The sequence below is a fragment of the Bacteroidota bacterium genome (assembly GCA_005882315.1).
In the GTDB taxonomy this organism is placed as follows: domain Bacteria; phylum Bacteroidota; class Bacteroidia; order Chitinophagales; family Chitinophagaceae; genus VBAR01.
On record VBAR01000006.1, the window covers coordinates 202,215 to 222,616 of the forward strand.

The window sequence follows — 20,402 nt, forward strand, 5'->3', positions numbered from 1 at the left end:
CGGTTGCATTTGCCAACCAATATGAAGTTAAATTATTTCTTAAAGGATTTCCGGATGAAGTTTACATATATCGTAATAATAATTGCAACAATAAAGCTGATTAATGTGACACGATCAACAAGTGGCGGTGGGAAATCTCTGCCGGTAACTTTATCGGCAAAATATTTTACAAAGGAATTGGGCAGGTTAGTTTCTCCGAGTTTTTCTTTTACATCCCATTGCCAATCAGTAACCGGGCAGTAGCCCCATCCATACCAGATGCCAAGTCCAAACCAGCAAAGAAGGGTAGTAGTTACAACAATTAAATGCAGTTTTCTTGTTTGCGGCCATATCCAGCCAAATAAATTGAAGCTGATAATAAGTAAATGAAGACAGGTGTAAAATATATCCAGCAGTTTTAGCATAGAATGAAACTATTAAGATTTTTTAAACTCGATCAAATCCCAAAGATTTCCATACAGATCTTTAAAAACAGCTACAGTTCCATACTCTTCGTGTGATGGAGGTCTTACAAATTCAACGCCTTTTGATTTGTATTCATCAAAATCTCTTTGGAAGTTATCAGTTTGAAGAAATAAAAATACACGACCACCTGTTTGATTGCCAATCCTAGATTGCTGTTCTTCATTTGCACCTTTTGCAAGTAGTAGTTTGCAGTTGCCGGTTCCACGTGGTGATACCAATACCCATCGCTTTGTTTCGCTTTGTGGTGTGTCTTCTATCAATTCAAAATTTAATTTTTCAGTATAAAATTGAATTGCTTCATCATAATCTGTTACGACTAATGCAATATGTACGAGTTGCTGGTTCATTCTATTTATTTTATTGCTTCGAAGCAAAGCGACTGTAAAATATATTCTTTCCCTTTATGTTTTACTGCAGGTTCAGTAATAGGCAGTACAGATAAATTTTTAAAACCTGACTTATTGAGCAGATCAAGCCATTCTGTTTCGTTATGCATGTTAAAGCCATATTTGGTAAATGGCATATACTGCATCTGTTCTTTGCTTCGGATTACAGCATAAAATTTTCCACCAGGTTTCAATACCCTGTAAACTTCTTTCAGATGGGCAGCAGGATCATCCCAGAAATAAATGACATTGATACAAAAAACTTTGTCAAACTGGTTTTCGCTGAAAGGCATTGCATCACTATTGCCGTTTATTAAAACAAGATTGCCTGGTTGGATTAGATCTTTATTCAATGTCTTTGCTACTCTTACCATTTCGGCTGAATAGTCAATACCGGATAACTTTAGATTATTTGCTTTTGAAAATATCTGTTTGAAAAATTTTCCGTTGCCAAATCCGATCTCGAGAATTGACTCTTGGTCTTTAAGCTGCATTGCGTTCAATGTAAAATCATACAAGAAGGCATTTCCGGCATTCATCTGCAATCCTACTTTTTTACCAAATAAAAAGCCAGGCTTTCGCAGTTGAGATGCAAATAGCCTGGCTTTTAAACTCTTTATTAAATCCATCCGTTATTAAAATGCTTTCGGTTCTTTTTTCGCATCATTAGTTTTCGGCGAATTCTTCACATATTTCTCCAACCACTCAAACTGTTCGGCCAATACATGTAATACATTTTCTCTTCCTGCATATCCATGTGCTTCGTATGGAAGGCTTACAAATTTTGCTGTACCACCATGTCCTTTCACGGCATTAAACATTCTTTCACTTTGAATAGGGAAGGTGCCGGTGTTATTATCCGCATCACCATGTATCAGCAGCAGTGGTGTTTTTATTTTATCAGCATAATTGAATGGGCTCATATTATTATACAGTTCAGTAGCCTGCCAGTATGTTCTGTCTTCATTTTGAAAACCAAAAGGCGTTAATGAACGATTATAGGCGCCGCTGCGTGCAATGCCTGCTTTGAAAAGATTTGTATGCGCAAGCAGGTTAGCTGTCATGAATGCCCCGTAACTATGGCCACCCACAGCTACACGGTCTTTATCACCAATTCCCATTTCAGATAATTTATTGATTGCAGCTTCTGCATTCATTTTTAACTGATCAATAAAATTATCATTTGGTTTTTTGTCTTTATCCGTTGCGACGATCGGCATTTCTGCATTATTTAAAACTGCATACCCTTGTGTAACATAAAACACTGGCGAACCACCGCCAACAAAAGTGAAACGATGTTCGCTTCCTCTTATCTGTGCTGCATCATCAGCTGAGTTGTATTCAGCTGGGTAAGCCCAGATAAATACTGGCAACAAGCCATCTTTTTCTTTATTATAACCTTTTGGCAGATACAAATCGCCGGTTAGATCAACACCATCAGCTCTTTTGTATTTTATTTTTTCTTTGGTTACTCCATCCATTTGCGGGTAAGGATTGCTGAATGATGTAAGTTGGCGGTCAGCGATCTTTAATTTCAGGTTTTTGATCCAGTAGTTCGGCATTTCTTTTTCGCTTTCTCTTCTTGTAAGCAGTTGCAGTTTATCGGCATCCAATACTCTTACTACGTTTTCAAAATAGCCGTCTGCGCATCTCCAGATGATATCCAGTTTTTTTGTCGTGAGATCAAATGTTGCAAGAAATGGTAAGTCTCCTTTTGGAGATGCACCAGTTCCATTATTCATTAAAATTTTATTCCCATTATCAACCAGTTTTATTACATCCTGCCCCCACTCATTTTTTTCAGTAACAGGAAAACCTGGATTCGAATAATTATCTGTAGTATTTCTTTCCATCAGTAATTCTGTTTCCCCTGTAGATGGATTGTAACGGTAAGTAGCTGTTTTTTGTTTTCCCGTAAGACCTTCATTTATCAAGGTAAAAGTTTTGCTTCCCCAGGTCACACCGCGGAAACGCATTTTTGTTTTGAACAATTCTTTTGCGCTACCATTAAACGGCGCAGCTAATGCAAATACCACATCATGATAGTCAACATTCTTTTTAATTAACCCACTGTCAAGCGGCATACACCATGTTAATGTTGCAGGCTCATCATCCCGCCAGCCATAGCTGCGTGGCGCCATTTGTACATTATCATTTCCGCTGGGTGCTGTTTCTAATGATGGCAAGTCACCTAATGATTTTACCATCTTACCATTCATATCAGTAATAAAAATGGTTGAGGCAAAACCACCTGCAGGCACCGTGTATGAAAATGGTTTTTTCAATGTACGTACAAGCATGTATTTTTTATCGGGTGAAATATTCATAAAACTATAAATGGCAGGCTGGCCAATTTTTGTTTCTATACCATTTGTATTTTTTACCAACTGTGTTGTTGCATAAAATTCATAAAGCTGCGCATCGTAAGGGCTTTTGATCAGATCCTGGAAAGTAGGACGGGGGCTTGCCTTTCCATAATTTTCCTGCACTGTTGGTCCGCTAGGTACAGCAGGTTTTGCAGGTGCAGCAGATACAGGTTTTACAATTGCACGATAGAGAATAGTATTATCATCATACCATTGATAACCGCCGGTTACTGTGTTAACGGCAGTCTTATTAATCTTTGTTGTTTTTTGTGTGGCTATATCCACTACATAAAGATCAACACGACTCCCGGTTGTATTGGTGAATGCAATTTTTTTATCATTAGGACTCCAGGAAACATTTCCTCCGTACATCGGGTTGGGAAGTCCTGTGATCTTATATTCTTTGCCTGATGCAATATTTTTTAGGTAAATATTTGTAATAAAATTCTGGCGGCTGGGGGCAAAGTTGGCCGGGTTTATCCTCAAGCCTGCTATTTTCAATTCAGGTCTCGCCAGTTCTTCTACTGATGGATAGCTACTGCTTTCTGTAAACAACATCCACTCTGCTTTATCATCCACGCTTACTCCGGGTGTAGGTTTTGTCAACAGCATATCAGCGATATCTTTTGGCGGCAGTTTGTAGCCGGCATTATCCTGTGCTGATAAAAGATTTAATGATACTGTTGTAAAAAAGCATAATAGCAATAAAGCAAATTTTCTCATGATAGATTTTTTTTGAAGTTAAGAAACAGCGGCCAATAACAGGCTCCGTTTGTGTAATTAATTACGGACTACAATTTGTCCATTCTTCATCACCAGTTTAATATTCCTGATTGCATTAATGTTTGTTGAAGGATCAGCCTCTACTGCAATTAAATCGGCAAACAATCCGGTTTTTATCTTGCCGATCTTATCCGCATAGCCAAATACATCTGCATTTACAGAGGTAGCGGATTTCAGCACATCAATTGGCTTCATTCCATATTCCACCATTAGTTCCATTTCTCTTGCATTTTCGCCATGTGCAAATACACCTACATCACCGCCCATGCAAATAGTGACACCTGCTTTTAAAGCCAGCGCAAAACTTTTCTTTTTACTGGTAATGGAAGCAGGTTCAGGATTAGTTCCTTTTTTCCAGCCACGGTATTGTTGTATTGCATCACCGGCAGCAAGGGTAGGGCATAGCGCAACATTTCTTTCCTTCATTAGTTTGAAAACTTCTTCAGTTCCACCATCACCATGTTCAATAGTTGATATACCGGCATTAATTGCTCGTTTCATTCCTTCTGCAGTAGATGCGTGAGCAACGGCTTTTCTTCCACTACTTTTTGTGATTTCAGTAAGCAATCCGAGTTCCTGTTCACTGAATGTTGGCTGTGCTTCACCATTAGGGCCATATCGGTAATCGGCATATACTTTAATTAGATCAGCACCATGACCAATTTGTGAACGAATAGCTTTTGATAACTCTTCCAGGCCTGTTACTTCTTCAGCACCCTGCGGCAGTTCTACATCAGGTGAAGGAGATTTGGGTCCATAAGTTCCTTTTGCAACAATTGCTCTTGTAGCAACTATCATTCTCGGCCCCGGTACAACTCCTTTTTCGATTGCTTTTTTCAAACCCACATCATCATACATTGCGCCTTCAGTTCCGAGATCTCTTACGGTTGTAAAACCCGCCAATAAAGTTGCTTTTGCATGATTCACTGCCCTTGCAGTTCTTTCCGCTCTTGATTCTTTCAGCACCTGGTCATCCCATGAAGTTTCGTTATACGGATGAAGAAATAAATGAGAGTGACCTTCGATCAAACCTGGCAGCAAAGTCATTCCCTTCAACTCAATTATTTCTGTACCTGCAGGTAATTTAAACATCATTGCTCCTGCCTGTTCGATCTTATTATTTTTTACCAACACTACCCAATCACTATGCATTTGTTCGCCATCAAATACATGGTCAGGTTTCAGTAAAATATATTTATCTGTTTGCTGCGCACAACAAAAAATAAATGCAAACAATAAAGGAATGAATGAAAAATATTTTTTCATATCAACTTATTTAAAAGTACATCAGCGTATTCAGGTTTCTTTTTGAACATTGCATGAGCAAATGGACAAAGAGGTATGATCTTAATATTATGGGTTCTTGCATACTCAACAGCCGTATGTAACAGTTGCTTGCCCACATTCTTGCCTTTCAGCTTTTCATCTACATCGGTATGTTCAATGATCATTTTATCGGGGGATGGCATGGTGTAAACCATTTCTGCCAGTTTTTCGCCATCTATTTCTACATAAAACAGGCCTTTGTTTCCGATCTTCTTATTTTGTATCTGCATGGCTTAAAACTATCAAAAATAATTTGCTTTAGTCAAATTGAAGCTGCATATTTGCAGTAGCATGAATAAGCAAACAATAAATAATCAGTGGTGGTGGCATACAACTCTTCCGGGGCTGTAGTGACACGCTGTGTTTATTTATAAACATATACTAAGCCCCGACAGTATCGTCGGGGTTTTTTGTTTACATGCTGTAATGTAATTGAACAATATAAAGCGACATGAAAAAGATTATTGTTAATACAACAATTAAAAGACTCCTTGCGGATGTATATACACCAGTAGGCATCTACCTCCGGCTGCGTGATCGTTTCCGGGATACAATTCTCCTGGAAAGTACCGACAATCATGTTGCTGAAAATAGCTACTCTTTTATTTGTGTAAATGCTATTGGTGGTATTGAAATAACAGATGCCAGCAGTATCGAATTCAAACTACCGGGACAAAAACCTGAAAGAATTGAACTCAAAAATTCAGGCGAAGTACCACAACTCCTTTGGGATTTTATGCATCGGTTCGAAATCACAAAATCTGAAATTAAGGAAGCAAGATTTGCACAAGGGTTATTTGGTTATACTACTTATGATGCAATTCAGTTTTTCGATACAATTCGTCTTTCAGCCCGAAATTCACAACCAGCATCTATTCCTTTGATGCGTTACCGCTTCTACCAATATGTAATTGCATTCAATCATTTTAAAGACGAGTTGTTTATTCTCGAAAATAATATCAACGGAATTGAATCGGATTCAACTTTACTTGAATCTTTGATCCGTAGTAAAGATGTACCTGTTTATCCTTTTAAAGCAAAAGGAAATGAGCAATCCAATATGAGTGATGATGATTACAGGGAAATGGTAAAGAAAGGAATTACAAGTTGCCATCGTGGTGATGTGTTTCAAATTGTATTGAGCAGAAGATTTCAGCAGGCATTTACAGGCGATGAGTTTAATGTATACAGGGCACTGCGTAGTATCAATCCTTCTCCGTATTTATTCTTCTTCGATTATGGCGACTATAAGTTAATGGGTTCTTCACCGGAGGCGCAACTGGTTGTTCAGAATGGCAAAGCGGTCGTTCACCCGATCGCCGGCACATTCCGAAGAACAGGTGATGATGATAAAGATCATTTGGCGGCAGAGTTACTGGCTGGTGATAAAAAAGAAAATGCCGAACATGTAATGTTAGTTGATCTTGCCCGTAATGATCTTAGTCGTATCTGTGATGATGTGAAAGTTTCTCACTACAAAGAAATACAATACTACAGTCATGTTATTCATATGGTGAGTGAGGTAACTGGTAAAGTGAGAGAGGGGAGTAATGTATTTGAATTGCTTGCTAAAACATTCCCGGCAGGTACATTAAGTGGTGCACCGAAATTTAAGGCAATGGAATTGATCGATTCGTATGAACCTACTGCAAGAAGTTATTATGGCGGCGCTATCGGTTTTGTTGGCTTTGATGGCAGTTGCAATCATGCCATCATGATCCGCACTTTTCTTAGCAGCAACAATACGTTGACATCACAGGCCGGTGCTGGTGTAGTGGTAGCAAGCAAACCTGAAAGTGAATTGCAGGAAGTAAATAATAAGCTCGGAGCGTTGAAGAAGGCTATTGAAAAAGCGGAAACCCTCTAAATCTCCCTAAAGGGAGACTTAAGAAGAGTCTTTGAGAAGGAAATGACATTATAAACTTTAAAACTATAAAGCCCCTTTAGGGGTTTGGGGTATGAAAATATTAGTTTTTGATAATTACGATTCATTTACTTACAACCTTGTTCACCTGGTTGAGAAGATCACACATACTAAGGTTGATGTGTACAGGAATGATAAGATTGCAATGGAGAAAGTGAATGAATATGATAAAATAATTTTATCTCCGGGCCCCGGCATTCCTGAAGAAGCCGGTTTGTTGTTGCCTTTGATAAAAGAATATGCATCCCGGAAATCCATACTGGGTGTGTGTTTGGGGCATCAGGCTATCGGGCAGGCATTTGGTGGAAAGCTGGAGAATTTAAGTTCGGTTTTTCATGGAGTAGCAACTAAGATAGATGTTGGGAGTCAGGAGTCGGGAGTCAGGAGTCCCTTATTTGAAGGATTGCCTGATGAATTGGAAGTTGGTCGTTATCATTCATGGGTTGTTTCAGAGGAAAATTTTCCAAATGAACTTGAAATAACGGCAAGAGATGAAAGCGGAATGATAATGGGTTTACAACATAAAAAGTTTGATGTACAGGGTGTGCAGTTTCACCCGGAAAGTGTGTTGACGCCTATGGGAGAAAGTATTTTAAGAAACTGGTTAAACCCCCAAACCCCCTAAAGGGGGCTTTAGGGAACTTAATATGTAAAGTCTTTATTGGATTAATGAAAAGGAATAATCGGCTATAATTTATTAACTATAAAACTAAGTTCCCCTTTAGGGGACAGGGGTATGAAAAAGATCCTTCAATATTTATTCGAACACAAAACACTTAGCCGTGAACAGGCAAAAGAAGTTTTAGTAAACATCGGTAAGGGAATTTATAATGAACATGAGATTACTGCTTTCATGACTGTATATCTTATGCGTAGCATTATAATTGAAGAATTGCAGGGTTTCCAGGATGCATTGCTTGAATTGTGTGTACCAGTTAATTTGAATGGTCATCAAACAATGGATATTGTTGGTACCGGTGGTGATGGTAAGAACACATTTAATATTTCTACTCTTAGTTGTTTTATAGTAGCAGGTGCCGGGCAAAAAGTGGCGAAGCATGGTAACTATGGAGCTTCTTCTATAAGCGGTGCAAGTAATGTAATGGAGCAACTGGGATACAAATTTAAAAACAATAATGACGCATTGAAGAAAGAAGTTGAAGAAGCTGGAATTTGTTTTTTACATGCACCAATGTTTCATCCTGCGTTAAAAACTGTTGGGCCAATTCGTAAGAACCTTGCTATGCGAACATTCTTTAATATACTTGGGCCAATGGTAAACCCTGCTGCACCGGCTTATCAACTCGTTGGTGTTTTTAATTTAGAAATGGCAAGAATTTATAATTACCTCTTACAACTTTCTGACCGGGCCTTCACTATCATTCATGGGCTTGATGGGTATGATGAAATATCATTGACCAACGATACAAAAGTGATTACAAATAAAGGAGAGAAGATAATGACACCTGAGCAATTAGGAAAAAGGATGGTTATGGCTTCGGATATCACAGGAGGAAACAGTGTTGAAGAAGCAGCAAAGATTTTTACTACTATATTAAAAGGTGAAGGCACATTTGCCCAGAATGCAGTAGTGCTGGCTAATGCTGCTATGGCTTTGAACTGTACGGGTAAATATAAAACATATGATGAGGCATATAATGCTGCTGTAGAAAGTTTGGAAAGCGGAAAGGCTAATCAATGTTTACAAAAACTAATTAGCATACAGTGATGAATATCTTAGAACGGATAATAGAAACTAAAAGAGGAGAAGTTAAAAACAGGAAATTAGCCAAGCCTGTAGCTGAGCTGGAGTCAAGTGAGCTATACGCAAGAAAAACATTTTCGCTGAAAGAATTTTTAAATGATAATACGAGAACAGGAATTATTGCTGAGTTCAAACGAAAATCACCATCAAAAGGAATAATAAACGATAAAGCAGATGTACTGGAAGTAACAACAGCTTATGCCGATAATGGGGCTTCCTGCTTATCCGTTCTTACGGATCAATATTACTTCGGTGGAACCAATGATGACCTTATAAAAGCAAGAATCAATGAAGTGCCGATACTGAGAAAGGATTTTATTATTGAGCAATACCAAATTACAGAAGCTAAATCAATCGGGGCTGACGTAATTTTGCTGATAGCAGCATGCCTGTCGCCAGCAGAAGTGAAGAGGCTGGCCGGCTTTGCAAAAAGCTTAGGGCTTGAAGTATTACTAGAGCTGCATGATGAGGAAGAGTTGGGGCATATTTGTGATGAAACAGATATAATAGGGATCAATAACCGCAACCTTAAAACATTTGAAGTAGATATTGAAAGGAGTTTGCGTATGGCAGAAAAGATCCCGGCTGGCAAAATTAAAGTGGCCGAGAGCGGAATCAGTTCAGTTGAAAATATTTTATTATTTAAACAGCATAGCTTTAGAGGTTTTCTCATTGGGGAAAATTTTATGAAAGCGGAAGACCCAACGATTGCTTTTGCAGAATTTGTAAAACAATTAAAAGCAAAAGCACATGAAGATTAAAGTTTGTGGTAATACCTTACCCGAACAGGTCAGCGCCTTTGATGAAATGGGTGTGACATTAGCCGGGTTTATTTTTTATCCAAAATCGCCGAGATATTTGGGGCAAAAAATAACTGCGGAAAAAATGAAACAGATCAAAGGCAAGATCGTGAAGGTGGGAGTGTTTGTAAACCCAACCTATGATGATTTGAAAAAAACAGTGGATGAATACCGGCTGGATATGGTACAGTTGCACGGAGATGAAACACCAAAGTTCTGCGAGAAGATCGCTGATTATATTTCTGTGATCAAAGCATTTCGCCTGAGTGAAAATGATAGCCTGGAATGGATGACCAATCCTTTCCTGGAAGTATGTGATTTTTTTATGTTTGATACACTCGGAGTAGGTTACGGTGGTACAGGCAAAAAATTTGACTGGTCCGTGTTGGAAAAAGCACCCCCACGCAAACCATATTTTCTCAGTGGCGGCATTGAGCCGGGTGACGAAGAAAAATTAATGAAATTTGTAACTACTGCAGCAGGAGAGAAATTATTTGCAGTAGATATTAATAGCCGGTTTGAAATTAGCCCCGGTGTGAAGGATGTGAGGAAAGTAAAGGATTTTACAACTAAGATTGGTATAACTAAAACATAACTGAAATGAATATTAAGGTTTGCGGTATTACACAACTGAAACAACTGCAGCAACTGGAAGCACTCAACATTGATTTTGCCGGATTGATCTTTTATAAGGAGTCGCCACGTTACGTAGGTGATAAGCTTTCAAAAAAGGACATCAAATCAGCAGACTTTGACCTGAAAAAAGTAGGAGTGTTTGTAAATCCTGAAATGATCGATGTGTTAGATGCTATTGATGAATATGGGCTGGATGCGGTACAGTTGCACGGCGATGAAACACCGGAAATGTGTGATGACCTTAGTAGTGAAGTGGAAGTGATAAAAGCTTTTCGTATAAAAGAAGATGACACGGATATTGATGCGATGGTAAAAGTATACGATAATGTATGTGATTATTATTTGTTTGACAAGGCTAGTGATTATAGCATTGGTGGTACCGGCAAACAATTTGACTGGGATATTTTAAAGAAAGCAAAAATTGAAAAACCATTCTTTCTCAGTGGGGGGATAGGACCGGATGATGCTGCAAAGATCAAATCATTCAGACATCCGGATTTTTTTGGAGTAGATATTAATAGTCGGTTTGAAAAAGAACCCGGCGTAAAAGATATGGGACTGGTGCTGGGGTTTAAGCAGGGATTGAAATAATGAATAGCATTACATAAAGTACAAGAGTGCGACGCAACAGAACCTAAATAGTAGCACAAAAGCTAAGTAAAAAAATGGCAACTACGAAAACATTTCAACAGCCAAACGAGCAAGGTTATTACGGAAAATTCGGGGGCGCCTATATTCCAGAAATGCTTCACCGCAATGTGGAAGAGTTGCGTACAAAATATCTTGATATCATTAATGAAGCATCTTTTCAGAAAGAGTTCCGTGAATTGCTGAAGGATTATGCAGGAAGGCCAACACCTTTATATCATGCAAAACGGTTGAGTGAAAAATTTGGAACAACGATTTACCTGAAACGGGAAGATCTTTGTCATACTGGTGCTCATAAGATCAATAATACTATTGGACAAATTTTATTAGCGTTGCGTTTAGGAAAGAAGAGGATCATTGCTGAAACAGGGGCAGGTCAACACGGTGTAGCTACTGCAACTGTTTGTGCTTTGAAAGGATTGGAGTGTATTGTTTACATGGGAGAAAAAGATATTGAACGGCAGGCGCCGAATGTAGCCCGAATGAAAATGCTTGGTGCTACCGTGATACCAGCAAGAAGCGGCAGTAAAACTTTGAAAGATGCAACGAATGAAGCTATCCGCGATTGGATAAATAATCCTGTTGATACACATTATATAATTGGAAGTGTAGTAGGGCCGCATCCTTATCCGGATATGGTGGCACGTTTTCAAAGTGTGATAAGTGAAGAGATCCGCTGGCAGTTAAAAGAAAAAACCCGCCACGGCGGGCAGGTTGGAACTGAATTACCATCTCATGTTATTGCATGTGTAGGTGGCGGCAGTAATGCAGCGGGTGCATTCTATCATTTTTTAGATGAGCTTTCAGTTAAATTGATCGCAGTAGAAGCAGCGGGTCACGGAGTGAATACTCAATTCAGTGCCGCTACTACAGCATTAGGTACCCCCGGCATTCTGCATGGCAGTAAAAGTTTATTGATGCAGACACCAGATGGTCAGGTAGTAGAGCCACATAGTATTTCAGCTGGGTTGGATTATCCGGGTATCGGCCCTTTGCATGCACATTTATTTGAAAGCGGCCGCGGTGAATTTTTAAATGCAACAGATGATGAAGCTTTGGCTGCAGCATTTGAACTAGCGAAGTTGGAAGGAATTATTCCTGCATTGGAGAGTGCACATGCTTTGCATGCATTGAATATAGTGAAGTTTGAGGCAAAAGATAAAGTGGTGCTTTGTTTAAGTGGTAGAGGGGATAAGGATTTAGCCGCGTATATGAAACAAATGCCCCTCTAAATCTCCCCTGAAGGGGAGACTTAGGACTCTGAAATTTAAGGATTCATTATTTTTTTATTTACGGCATATGGCAAATATGTTTTATGGCGCAATTAAACCAATTTTTACAAGAGCTGAGATATTGAGAAAGAACCCGACTCATGAGGAAATGTTGTTGTGGCAATTTTTAAAAGTAAATCAATTAGGAGTAAGATTTAAGCGACAGCATCCGATATGGTTGTATATAGCTGACTTTTATTGTCACGAATTAAAATTAGTTATCGAAATCGATGGCTCAGTTCATAATATTAAGGAAGTTATGGAAAATGATATTATAAGGGAGGATGATATAAAATCGTTTGGTATAAAAGTCGTCAGGTTTAAAAACTATGAAATAAGAAACGAAATTGAAAATGTAATTGAGAAAATGAAAGCAGTAATTAATGAAATAAAGTGTAATGCAAGAGACAACGAAAAATAGAATTGACAGAGTCTTTGAAAGTCCCCCTTCAGGGGGATTTAGGGGGCAAATACTTAATGTCTATTGTACAGCAGGTTATCCTCAGTTGAATTCAACATTGGATGTGATGAAGGCACTGCAGGAAAACGGAGCTGACATCATTGAACTCGGCATGCCATATAGTGATCCGCTGGCTGATGGGCCCGTTATTCAGCAGAGCAGCAGCATTGCATTGGCAAACGGGATGACAATGAAAACACTTTTTGAACAGCTAAAAGATTTCAGAAACGAAATTACTGTGCCGGTAGTGTTGATGGGATATATGAACCCTGTTTTACAATATGGATTTGAAAATTTTTGCAAGGATGCAGCGGCAGTTGGAATTGATGGGTTGATTTTACCTGATCTGCCCCAATATGAGTTTGAAACAGAGTATGGTGCTATTATTAAAAAATATGAGATAGACTTTATTTTCCTTGTTACACCAGAAACAAGTAATGAAAGGATAAAGGAGTTGGATGATTTAAGCACAGGATTTTTATATGCTGTTTCTTCTTCATCTACTACAGGCTCAGATAAGAACATGACGGATATTACCGCTTACCTTCAAAAACTGCAAAGTTTAAAGTTGAAAAATCCTGTCCTGGTTGGTTTTGGCATAAAGGATAAACAAACATTTGAGGCTGCCTGTGCTTATGCAAACGGGGCCATCATTGGCAGTGCATATATCCGGGCACTGGAGAACACTGCAGATGTTAAGTCCGTCACAAAAACCTTCCTTTCATCCATAAAATAGCCGCTATATACCGTTTATAAACATCTGTAGACTGCCGATATAATCTTCGGTTTTTTAGTTTTAAATTTGAGCCTTTAAAATCCGTAATAATGTATAAAAAGTTTTTATTTCTCATTTTCACCTTGATCAGTGGCTTAGCCTATTCACAAATGGGGGATTTTGGTTTTACGATCAATGGTAAACTGACCGGCGTACCAAATGGTACTGAGATCAAATTAACCGAGAACGATAAAGAGGTTGGCAGGACGAAAATGTATAATGGACTTTTCACTATCAAAGGAAAAGTGGGTGAACCAGTCTTAGTAAAATTGTCTTTAGGTACTATTCGGGCAGTGGATATATATCTTGAAAACAAAACGATCGCAATTTCAGGTAATGCAGCTGCCAATGCTATTAGCCCATTAAAAATTTCAGGTTCTTCATCTCATAAAGATTTTGAAGATTTTAAAAAAATATTTGATCCCCGCGTTGAGAAAATGAGCAATATAGCAAACAAGATAAATTCCAGTTGGCCGGGTGCAGAAAGGGATTCAATGATGAAGGAGTACAATGTTATACTGGAAGATATACAATCACAAATTGACAAATTTATAAAGGCCAGGCCCAAATCTTACGTATCACCATTTGTACTGTATGTAACAACACAGTTGTATGATGATCCTATGTTACTTGAGACACGATATAATTATCTTGACCAGTCTATAAAATCATCTGTTCTTGGGATTTCATTGGGAGAATATATCAAATCAATAAAGATCGCTTCTATTGGTACCCTGGCGCCGGAATTTTCTCAAGCAGATACACTTGGTATTCCTGTTGCTCTTTCATCTTTCAGAGGTAAATATGTTTTAATTGATTTCTGGGCAAGCTGGTGTGGCCCCTGTCGGAATGAAAACCCAAATGTTGTTGCCAGCTACCACAGGTTTAAGGAGAAAAATTTTACAGTGCTCGGCGTATCACTTGACAAGCCAGGGCAAAAAGACAAATGGCTGGATGCAATACATGCAGATAATCTTGCGTGGACACAGGTCAGCGATTTACAGTTTTGGAATAATGCGGCAGCACAACTTTATAAAGTAGGCAGCATACCACAGAATTTTTTAATTGACCCTACAGGGAAAATAGTAGCAAAAAACCTTCGCGGACCAGCACTCGATTCTAAGCTGTGTGAATTATTAGGTTGTAATTAATAATATAAAGGAATAAAAAAAAGCCGTTCCGATAACATCGGGACGGCTTTCTTTTTAGTTAACATCTTTTCCTGCTTTTAGTTTATCGATCATTGCTGATACATTGTTCTTGTTATTTGTATCAGGTGCTAAAGGCAATGCCTGGTTAGCAAAGTTCAATGCAGATTTATAATCTCCATTTGCCGAGTGTCCTCTTACCATACCCATCAACGTTGTAAACTGGTTAGGGTATTTTGCGTAGTTAGATTTAAACACTTCCAGTGCTTCTTTATTTTTTTTCTGACCAAGTAATTGCCTGCCGTACTGGTGAACTTCATTCATTGTTGCAATAGGAAGAGCTTTCTTCATTACTTCAGCTGCATCATTTGGTTTACCGAGCTTTTCAAGTATTTGTGCTTTTGTGCTCCAGGCACGGAAAGATTTGTCACCTTCAAAACCCGGGCTGGTAGCAGAGTCTGCCCATAGCAATGCTTCTTCAAGATTTATATTTCGCTGCAGGCACCAATCAGCAGCCTGTGCCCAGCCTTGCCAGATAAAACCTTTATCCGTTCTTAATTCATTTCTGAAAGATTCAAGTTGTGTTTTTACATAATCAACTTCCACGTTAAAAGGGATTGATAGTTTTTCCCAAGTAAGTGCTATTGTGGATGAATTTTCTTTTTCGTTTAAAAATTCATATTTCAGCCACTCGGTTAATTGAGCCTGTGCAACCGGTTTTACTTTCACTCTCAATGCATCTTCTTTATCATTGTAATAATAACTTCCCCATGAACCGGCATTTTTAGAAAATATAAGTGTGCATTCATCAGTGCCATAAGCAATGAAAAAACCATATTTACCAGCAGGTAGATCTTTTCCTTCAATTTTTACATCCGTAGAAAATTCTATTGTTGTGTTTTCATTGGCTCCTGCACGCCAAGGAGCTTGTCTTGCACTTCCAAATCCCTGGTCAATAAACCCGGCATGAACCAATTGTCCCCATATTTTCCCTTCACGTCCTTTTACACCCGGCCGGTCATAGTTGATAGATACTTTTGTAAGGCCTACCTGTTCAGTTACGGATGCTTTTTTATTTCCACCGCTCGGTAAAACAGTAAGTGGGATCTGGGCTATAGAAATAAAAGTGATAAGCAAGAAGCAGATTGAAACTAATAACGATTTCATGATTGAAGTTTTAAGCAATCTACATTTTGCAGGCCATCCAGCGCAGTGTTTTTGATAAGAGCCTCTTTTTCATTATGCAGCGATAGAGTTTGTGGATATATGGTATCCGTAAAATCTGTAATGCCGTAAACAGGTAGATTATACGAACAGTATGGATAGGCAAAAGTGATACTACGAAATAGCCTTTCAGGAAAGTACTCAATTTTTTCAGGCTGATTATTAAATGCTTCTACCCGGGGCATATTAAGAATAATTTTATGGTGTAACCTATGAGATAACCAAATCCAGTACCTATGAAATATATCTGTACTCTCATACCGGTATATTTATTTTATATATCAGTATCAGCACAAACAGGCTCCAGTTGCGCTACACCGCATGTCTTAATCCTCGATGGAGTTACAAGAACTTATGCAACATCTGCCAGTACCGGCAATGCAGTTATTTGTACAATGCCAGGCAGTACTCCCATTACCTATTTTTCTGTAACTACGAATGCATCTGCTCAAATGCCTTTGTTAAACATTACTGGCCCCGGTGGAACAAATTGTGAGGTTGCCATGTATGATGGTGCTTGTTCAGGAGGTAATCTTGAAGCTGCTTCCAGTATTTGTTTTTATGATGCTACTGGTCTTTGGGCTCCTGCTCATAATTTTTCACTTACACCTAATGCAACTTATAATCTCCGGGTTAAAACGCTTACTGCCGGAAACATATCAATAAATGCACGGCTTTATACGGCACCTAATAATACATGTTCAGGTGCTACAACACTTGGACCTATACCTATCTGGGATCATAATGCCTGCAACCTTCCTGATCTTACCGTTAATCCATCTTATCTCTGTGCATTCAGCGTGGAGAATACAGCCTGGTATACTTATACACTTGCAAGCACTGGTTCAAGTACTGTAAATATCACAAGTATTGGCTGCGATAATGGAGATGCAAATAACAGTAATGGATTCCAGATCGGATTTTTTACAGGCACCTCCTGTGCGAGTCTTATACCCCTTACCTGTTCATCTAATTCAGGGGCTACGGTGTCTGCTAGTACCGGGACCCTGCCTGCTGGTACAAGGGTAGCGGTGGGTATCGATGGAGTTGCGGGTTCTAACTGCCAGTACCAGATCAGCGCTAGCAACTCAGTAGGTCTTGCTGCTTATATTAAATATTTTACTGCTGAAAAAGTATCCCGTTCAAACCTTATCAAATGGGCAAGCTTGCAGGAGTTTAATAATAATTATTACGAGGTTGAAAGAAGTGCAAATGGAAAAGATTTTATTCCGGTTGGAAGAGTGGAAGGAGCACTTGAATCTTTCAGCGAAAAATTATACAGGCTCGAAGATGATAACCCGCTTCCAGGTAAATCTTTTTACAGGTTAAAGCAGGTTGACATTGATGGAAATATAAAGTATCACAGAATTGTTTCGGTTAACAGGTCGGATATGCCTTATGTTGATCTGAGTTTTGAGAATCCTGTATCTGCCAATTTAGTTTTGAATATTCAAACCAACCAGCTGGGTAAATTAAATCTAAGGGTCATTTCCATGCAGGGACAAGTGATGTTTAATGAAACAATGAAATGTATGAAAGGTGAAAATTATTTCTCTAAAAATTTCTCAACATTACCACCGGGGAAATACATCATTGAAGCAACCAATGAAAAAATGCGGGTTACAAAAACGCTGATCAAAACAAACGGAACCTCAAACGTTAAGTAAACAAGTACTGTACTCATTATTAAAATAAAAAAAGGCTGTCATTTCTGACAGCCTTTTTGTTTGTTATTTGATCAATGATTAATTCGGGCTTAACACAATCCCTTTTGAATTGTACTTGCCTACCTTAACCACGTATGCAATCTTTGATTTCTGCACACCTGGAACTTTGAATGTTACTACTTCATCCCTGTTAGCAACTATTGTTCTTTTGATCTCAGAAATTTTCTGACCATCAATTGTAAAGAACTCGATTGTTGCCTGGCCGCTTACAGGAGCATTAATTCTCAAAGAGAAGTTCTGCTCTTCATAAGGGTTAGGGAAAGCTGTTACATTCAGTTCATTGGCAGGAAGCGCCTGTCTTACTACATGGCTACTGCTTCCTCTGTTAGAAGAAACGTAAGCAACATAACCTTCAAGCAGTACGCAATTGTCAAATACATTATTGATCCTGTCAACTGCACCAGCTATATCACTAAGGCTAAGCGGGCTGACATTTACACCACCCAATGCATCATTTGCAAGTTGCAACAATCCTGCTGCAGTGGCTGGATAGCCATGACTTGACATATATGAAACAACTGTTGGTGAAATAAGCTCAACTGTATCTCTTGTACCCGGAACAGGAACAAGTGAACCACATACTCTATCTGATATAATCGCAGAATCACCATTCAGGATCAGGCTTCCAATACCACTACCTACAACCTTCGTATTGAAGTAGAAAGTGATTGTTTGCGCTAACAATGTGTTCCTGATCTTTCCGTTACCTGCCAATGGAGCTACAGGCCATGAAGGTGCATTTGAATACTTAGGTGCATTGCTATAAATATCTGCTCCTAATACGAATGATCCTCCGCCACCAGGCAACATCTTAAGGATATTGCTATTGGCTCCGTTGTTAACATCAGAGAGACTAACTACCCAATACTTGTTATTGCTTTGTTTACCAAATACAACAGAATCACCAGGCTCACTGTCAAGAGCAGTCGCCATTAATGAATGCTGAAGAACTGTTTGTCCATTTGGCAAGCAAATAGTACCACCGTATTGACCATAACCACCCTGAGTCAATGTACATATAGGTACACAACATTTAACTCTGATAGTCTGGGTATGTACTGCAGTATTTCCACAAGCGTCAGTAGCAGTCCATGTTCTTACTATGATACGCTGGAATCCTGTTTGACAATTTGATGGATTATCAGTCTGTCCATTGTACACAACTCCAGGTGTGCCACCACAATTATCAGTTGCAGTTACAGTTGGAACTGTTGGAATCGCTGCACTGCAATCAAGATCAACACTTGCAGGCGGATTCGTGAATACAGGTGCAATTACATCTACAGTCCATGTAGCTGTTCTTGAAGTAGATGAAGAATTATTACAAGCATCGCTTGCATTCCAAGTCATAGTCTGTGTTCTTGTACAACCAGTAGTAGTGATCGTACCGGCAGTAGAAGTAACAGGTACTGTACCAGAACAATTATCATTAGCAGAAGCAGAACCGAAGTTGATGCTTGCTGGGTTACAACCTGGGTTCAGGTTGCCACCTGTGATCGTGATAACTGGTCCTTGTGTATCCACAGTCCATGTAGCTGTTCTTGAAGTGGATGAAGAATTATTACAAGCATCACTTGCATTCCAGGTCATAGTCTGTGTTCTTGTACAACCAGAAGTAGTGATCGTACCGGCAGTAGAAGTAACAGGAACAGCACCAGCACAATTATCATTAGCAGAAGCAGAACCGAAGTTGATGCTTGCTGGGTTACAACCTGGGTTCAGGTTGCCACCTGTGATAGTGATAACTGGTCCTTGTGTATCCACAGTCCATGTAGCAGTACGTGAAGTGGATGAAGAATTGTTACAAGCATCACTTGCATTCCATGTCATAGTCTGAGTTCTTGTACAACCAGTAGTAGTGATCGTACCGGCAGTAGAAGTAACAGCACTTGCACCAGAACAATTATCATTAGCAGAAGCAGAACCGAAGTTGATGCTTGCTGGGTTACAACCTGGATTCAGGTTGCCACCAGTGATAGTGATAACTGGTCCATCAACATCTACAGTCCATGTAGCAGTACGTGTAGTGGATGAACAATTATTACAAGCATCACTTGCATTCCATGTCATAGTCTGAGTTCTTGAACAACCAGTAGTAGTGATCGTACAGACAGGAGGAGCGACGGGAACAGCACGAGCGCAATTCTCAGTAGCAGAAGCAGAACCGAAGTTGATGCTTGCTGGGTTACAACCTGGATTCAGGTTGCCACCTGTGATAGTGATAACTGGTCCTTGTGTATCTACAGTCCATGTAGCAGTACGTGAAGTGGATGAAGAATTATTACAAGCATCGCTTGCATTCCATGTCATAGTCTGTGTTCTTGTACAACCAGTAGTAGTGATCGTACCGGCAGTAGAAGTAACAGGAACAGCACCAGCACAATTATCATTAGCAGAAGCAGAACCGAAGTTGATGCTTTCTGGGTTACAACCTGGGTTCAGGTTGCCACCTGTGATAGTGATAACTGGTCCTTGTGTATCCACAGTCCATGTAGCAGTACGTGAAGTGGATGAAGAATTATTACAAGCATCACTTGCATTCCATGTCATAGTCTGAGTTCTTGAACAACCAGTAGTAGTGATCGTACCGGCAGTAGAAGTAACAGGAACAGCACCAGCACAATTATCATTAGCAGAAGCAGAACCGAAGTTGATGCTTTCTGGGTTACAACCTGGGTTCAGGTTGCCACCTGTGATA

The 20,402-nt window shown here is 39.2% G+C and carries 19 protein-coding genes; 11 read left to right on the forward strand and 8 right to left on the reverse strand.

Going from position 1 to position 20,402, the window contains the following annotated elements; all coding sequences use genetic code 11:
- Positions 1-32: 32 nt before the first annotated feature.
- From E6H07_19170 to E6H07_19195, 6 genes are read right to left on the reverse strand one after another with little or no spacing between them, the layout of a single operon-like run.
- Positions 33-404, reverse strand: coding sequence for a DUF2784 domain-containing protein (locus E6H07_19170; GenBank protein TMI61637.1), 372 nt, complete (start codon positions 402-404; stop codon positions 33-35).
- A gap of 12 nt (positions 405-416) precedes the next feature.
- Complete coding sequence (locus E6H07_19175) at positions 417-812, reverse strand: VOC family protein (protein TMI61638.1); 396 nt, start codon at positions 810-812, stop codon at positions 417-419.
- Between the two features lie 5 nt (positions 813-817).
- Positions 818-1,480 (reverse strand): class I SAM-dependent methyltransferase, encoded by a 663-nt coding sequence (locus E6H07_19180; protein ID TMI61639.1) that lies wholly within the window; start codon positions 1,478-1,480, stop codon positions 818-820.
- Positions 1,481-1,486: 6 nt separating this feature from the next.
- Positions 1,487-3,940 (reverse strand): S9 family peptidase, encoded by a 2,454-nt coding sequence (locus E6H07_19185; GenBank protein ID TMI61640.1) that lies wholly within the window; start codon positions 3,938-3,940, stop codon positions 1,487-1,489.
- A gap of 57 nt (positions 3,941-3,997) precedes the next feature.
- A complete protein-coding gene (locus E6H07_19190; protein TMI61641.1) occupies positions 3,998-5,266 on the reverse strand; it encodes an amidohydrolase family protein in 1,269 nt (422 codons plus the stop codon).
- Complete coding sequence (locus tag E6H07_19195) at positions 5,263-5,556, reverse strand: N-acetyltransferase (GenBank protein TMI61642.1); 294 nt, start codon at positions 5,554-5,556, stop codon at positions 5,263-5,265. Before E6H07_19195 ends, E6H07_19190 begins: the two co-directional genes overlap by 4 nt.
- A 221-nt stretch (positions 5,557-5,777) precedes the next feature.
- On the opposite strand from E6H07_19195, the gene E6H07_19200 reads away from it, so the two are divergent.
- The 10 genes from E6H07_19200 (at position 5,778) to E6H07_19245 (ending at position 14,756) form a co-directional block, all read left to right on the forward strand.
- Positions 5,778-7,193: an anthranilate synthase component I family protein gene (locus tag E6H07_19200; GenBank protein TMI61643.1), complete on the forward strand. Its 1,416-nt coding sequence runs from the start codon at positions 5,778-5,780 to the stop codon at positions 7,191-7,193.
- Positions 7,194-7,284: 91 nt separating this feature from the next.
- The gene (locus E6H07_19205; GenBank protein TMI61644.1) at positions 7,285-7,875 is read left to right on the forward strand and encodes an aminodeoxychorismate/anthranilate synthase component II; all 591 of its coding nucleotides are present in this window, start codon (positions 7,285-7,287) and stop codon (positions 7,873-7,875) included.
- Positions 7,876-7,986: 111 nt separating this feature from the next.
- Positions 7,987-8,979, forward strand: coding sequence for an anthranilate phosphoribosyltransferase (trpD, locus tag E6H07_19210; GenBank protein TMI61645.1), 993 nt, complete (start codon positions 7,987-7,989; stop codon positions 8,977-8,979).
- Positions 8,979-9,776, forward strand: a complete 798-nt coding sequence (gene trpC, locus E6H07_19215) for an indole-3-glycerol phosphate synthase TrpC (GenBank protein TMI61646.1) — start codon at positions 8,979-8,981, stop codon at positions 9,774-9,776. Before trpD ends, trpC begins: the two co-directional genes overlap by 1 nt.
- Complete coding sequence (locus E6H07_19220) at positions 9,766-10,410, forward strand: phosphoribosylanthranilate isomerase (protein TMI61647.1); 645 nt, start codon at positions 9,766-9,768, stop codon at positions 10,408-10,410. Before trpC ends, E6H07_19220 begins: the two co-directional genes overlap by 11 nt.
- Before the next feature lie 5 nt (positions 10,411-10,415).
- On the forward strand, positions 10,416-11,042 hold the full coding sequence (locus E6H07_19225; protein ID TMI61648.1) for a phosphoribosylanthranilate isomerase: 627 nt from the start codon (positions 10,416-10,418) through the stop codon (positions 11,040-11,042).
- Positions 11,043-11,116: 74 nt separating this feature from the next.
- Complete coding sequence (gene trpB / locus E6H07_19230) at positions 11,117-12,331, forward strand: tryptophan synthase subunit beta (GenBank protein ID TMI61649.1); 1,215 nt, start codon at positions 11,117-11,119, stop codon at positions 12,329-12,331.
- Positions 12,332-12,398: 67 nt separating this feature from the next.
- Positions 12,399-12,791, forward strand: coding sequence for an endonuclease domain-containing protein (locus E6H07_19235; protein TMI61650.1), 393 nt, complete (start codon positions 12,399-12,401; stop codon positions 12,789-12,791).
- Entirely contained in the window at positions 12,769-13,566 is a 798-nt protein-coding gene (locus E6H07_19240) for a tryptophan synthase subunit alpha (protein TMI61651.1), read from the forward strand. The genes E6H07_19235 and E6H07_19240 overlap by 23 nt, the downstream gene beginning before the upstream one ends.
- Positions 13,567-13,655: 89 nt before the next feature.
- The gene (locus E6H07_19245) at positions 13,656-14,756 is read left to right on the forward strand and encodes an AhpC/TSA family protein (GenBank protein ID TMI61652.1); all 1,101 of its coding nucleotides are present in this window, start codon (positions 13,656-13,658) and stop codon (positions 14,754-14,756) included.
- 54 nt (positions 14,757-14,810) lie between these two features.
- Here E6H07_19245 and E6H07_19250 read toward each other — a convergent pair whose 3' ends face one another.
- Together E6H07_19250 and E6H07_19255 are read right to left on the reverse strand one after the other, a co-directional pair.
- Positions 14,811-15,920 carry a DUF2911 domain-containing protein gene (locus E6H07_19250; protein TMI61653.1) on the reverse strand — a complete coding sequence of 370 codons (1,110 nt, stop codon included), beginning with the start codon at positions 15,918-15,920 and terminating at the stop codon, positions 14,811-14,813.
- Positions 15,917-16,162 (reverse strand): hypothetical protein, encoded by a 246-nt coding sequence (locus E6H07_19255; GenBank protein ID TMI61654.1) that lies wholly within the window; start codon positions 16,160-16,162, stop codon positions 15,917-15,919. The genes E6H07_19250 and E6H07_19255 overlap by 4 nt, the downstream gene beginning before the upstream one ends.
- Positions 16,163-16,213: 51 nt before the next feature.
- Here E6H07_19255 and E6H07_19260 point away from each other — a divergent pair, with 51 nt between their 5' ends.
- Positions 16,214-17,644: a T9SS type A sorting domain-containing protein gene (locus E6H07_19260; protein ID TMI61655.1), complete on the forward strand. Its 1,431-nt coding sequence runs from the start codon at positions 16,214-16,216 to the stop codon at positions 17,642-17,644.
- Positions 17,645-20,402 lie beyond the last annotated feature (2,758 nt).

Bases quoted from the DNA above. Each gene is read 5' to 3' on its own strand.
- trpB (TMI61649.1), top strand. From the start codon at position 11,117: ATGGCAACTACGAAAACATTTCAACAGCCAAACGAGCAAGGTTATTAC.
- E6H07_19245 (TMI61652.1), top strand. From the start codon at position 13,656: ATGTATAAAAAGTTTTTATTTCTCATTTTCACCTTGATCAGTGGCTTA.
- E6H07_19205 (TMI61644.1), top strand. From the start codon at position 7,285: ATGAAAATATTAGTTTTTGATAATTACGATTCATTTACTTACAACCTT.
- E6H07_19260 (TMI61655.1), top strand. From the start codon at position 16,214: ATGAAATATATCTGTACTCTCATACCGGTATATTTATTTTATATATCA.
- E6H07_19190 (TMI61641.1), bottom strand. From the start codon at position 5,266: ATGAAAAAATATTTTTCATTCATTCCTTTATTGTTTGCATTTATTTTT.
- trpC (TMI61646.1), top strand. From the start codon at position 8,979: ATGAATATCTTAGAACGGATAATAGAAACTAAAAGAGGAGAAGTTAAA.
- E6H07_19185 (TMI61640.1), bottom strand. From the start codon at position 3,940: ATGAGAAAATTTGCTTTATTGCTATTATGCTTTTTTACAACAGTATCA.
- E6H07_19250 (TMI61653.1), bottom strand. From the start codon at position 15,920: ATGAAATCGTTATTAGTTTCAATCTGCTTCTTGCTTATCACTTTTATT.
- E6H07_19195 (TMI61642.1), bottom strand. From the start codon at position 5,556: ATGCAGATACAAAATAAGAAGATCGGAAACAAAGGCCTGTTTTATGTA.
- E6H07_19175 (TMI61638.1), bottom strand. From the start codon at position 812: ATGAACCAGCAACTCGTACATATTGCATTAGTCGTAACAGATTATGAT.
- E6H07_19255 (TMI61654.1), bottom strand. From the start codon at position 16,162: ATGCCCCGGGTAGAAGCATTTAATAATCAGCCTGAAAAAATTGAGTAC.
- E6H07_19235 (TMI61650.1), top strand. From the start codon at position 12,399: ATGGCAAATATGTTTTATGGCGCAATTAAACCAATTTTTACAAGAGCT.
- E6H07_19225 (TMI61648.1), top strand. From the start codon at position 10,416: ATGAATATTAAGGTTTGCGGTATTACACAACTGAAACAACTGCAGCAA.
- E6H07_19220 (TMI61647.1), top strand. From the start codon at position 9,766: ATGAAGATTAAAGTTTGTGGTAATACCTTACCCGAACAGGTCAGCGCC.
- E6H07_19180 (TMI61639.1), bottom strand. From the start codon at position 1,480: ATGGATTTAATAAAGAGTTTAAAAGCCAGGCTATTTGCATCTCAACTG.
- E6H07_19240 (TMI61651.1), top strand. From the start codon at position 12,769: ATGCAAGAGACAACGAAAAATAGAATTGACAGAGTCTTTGAAAGTCCC.
- trpD (TMI61645.1), top strand. From the start codon at position 7,987: ATGAAAAAGATCCTTCAATATTTATTCGAACACAAAACACTTAGCCGT.
- E6H07_19200 (TMI61643.1), top strand. From the start codon at position 5,778: ATGAAAAAGATTATTGTTAATACAACAATTAAAAGACTCCTTGCGGAT.
- E6H07_19170 (TMI61637.1), bottom strand. From the start codon at position 404: ATGCTAAAACTGCTGGATATATTTTACACCTGTCTTCATTTACTTATT.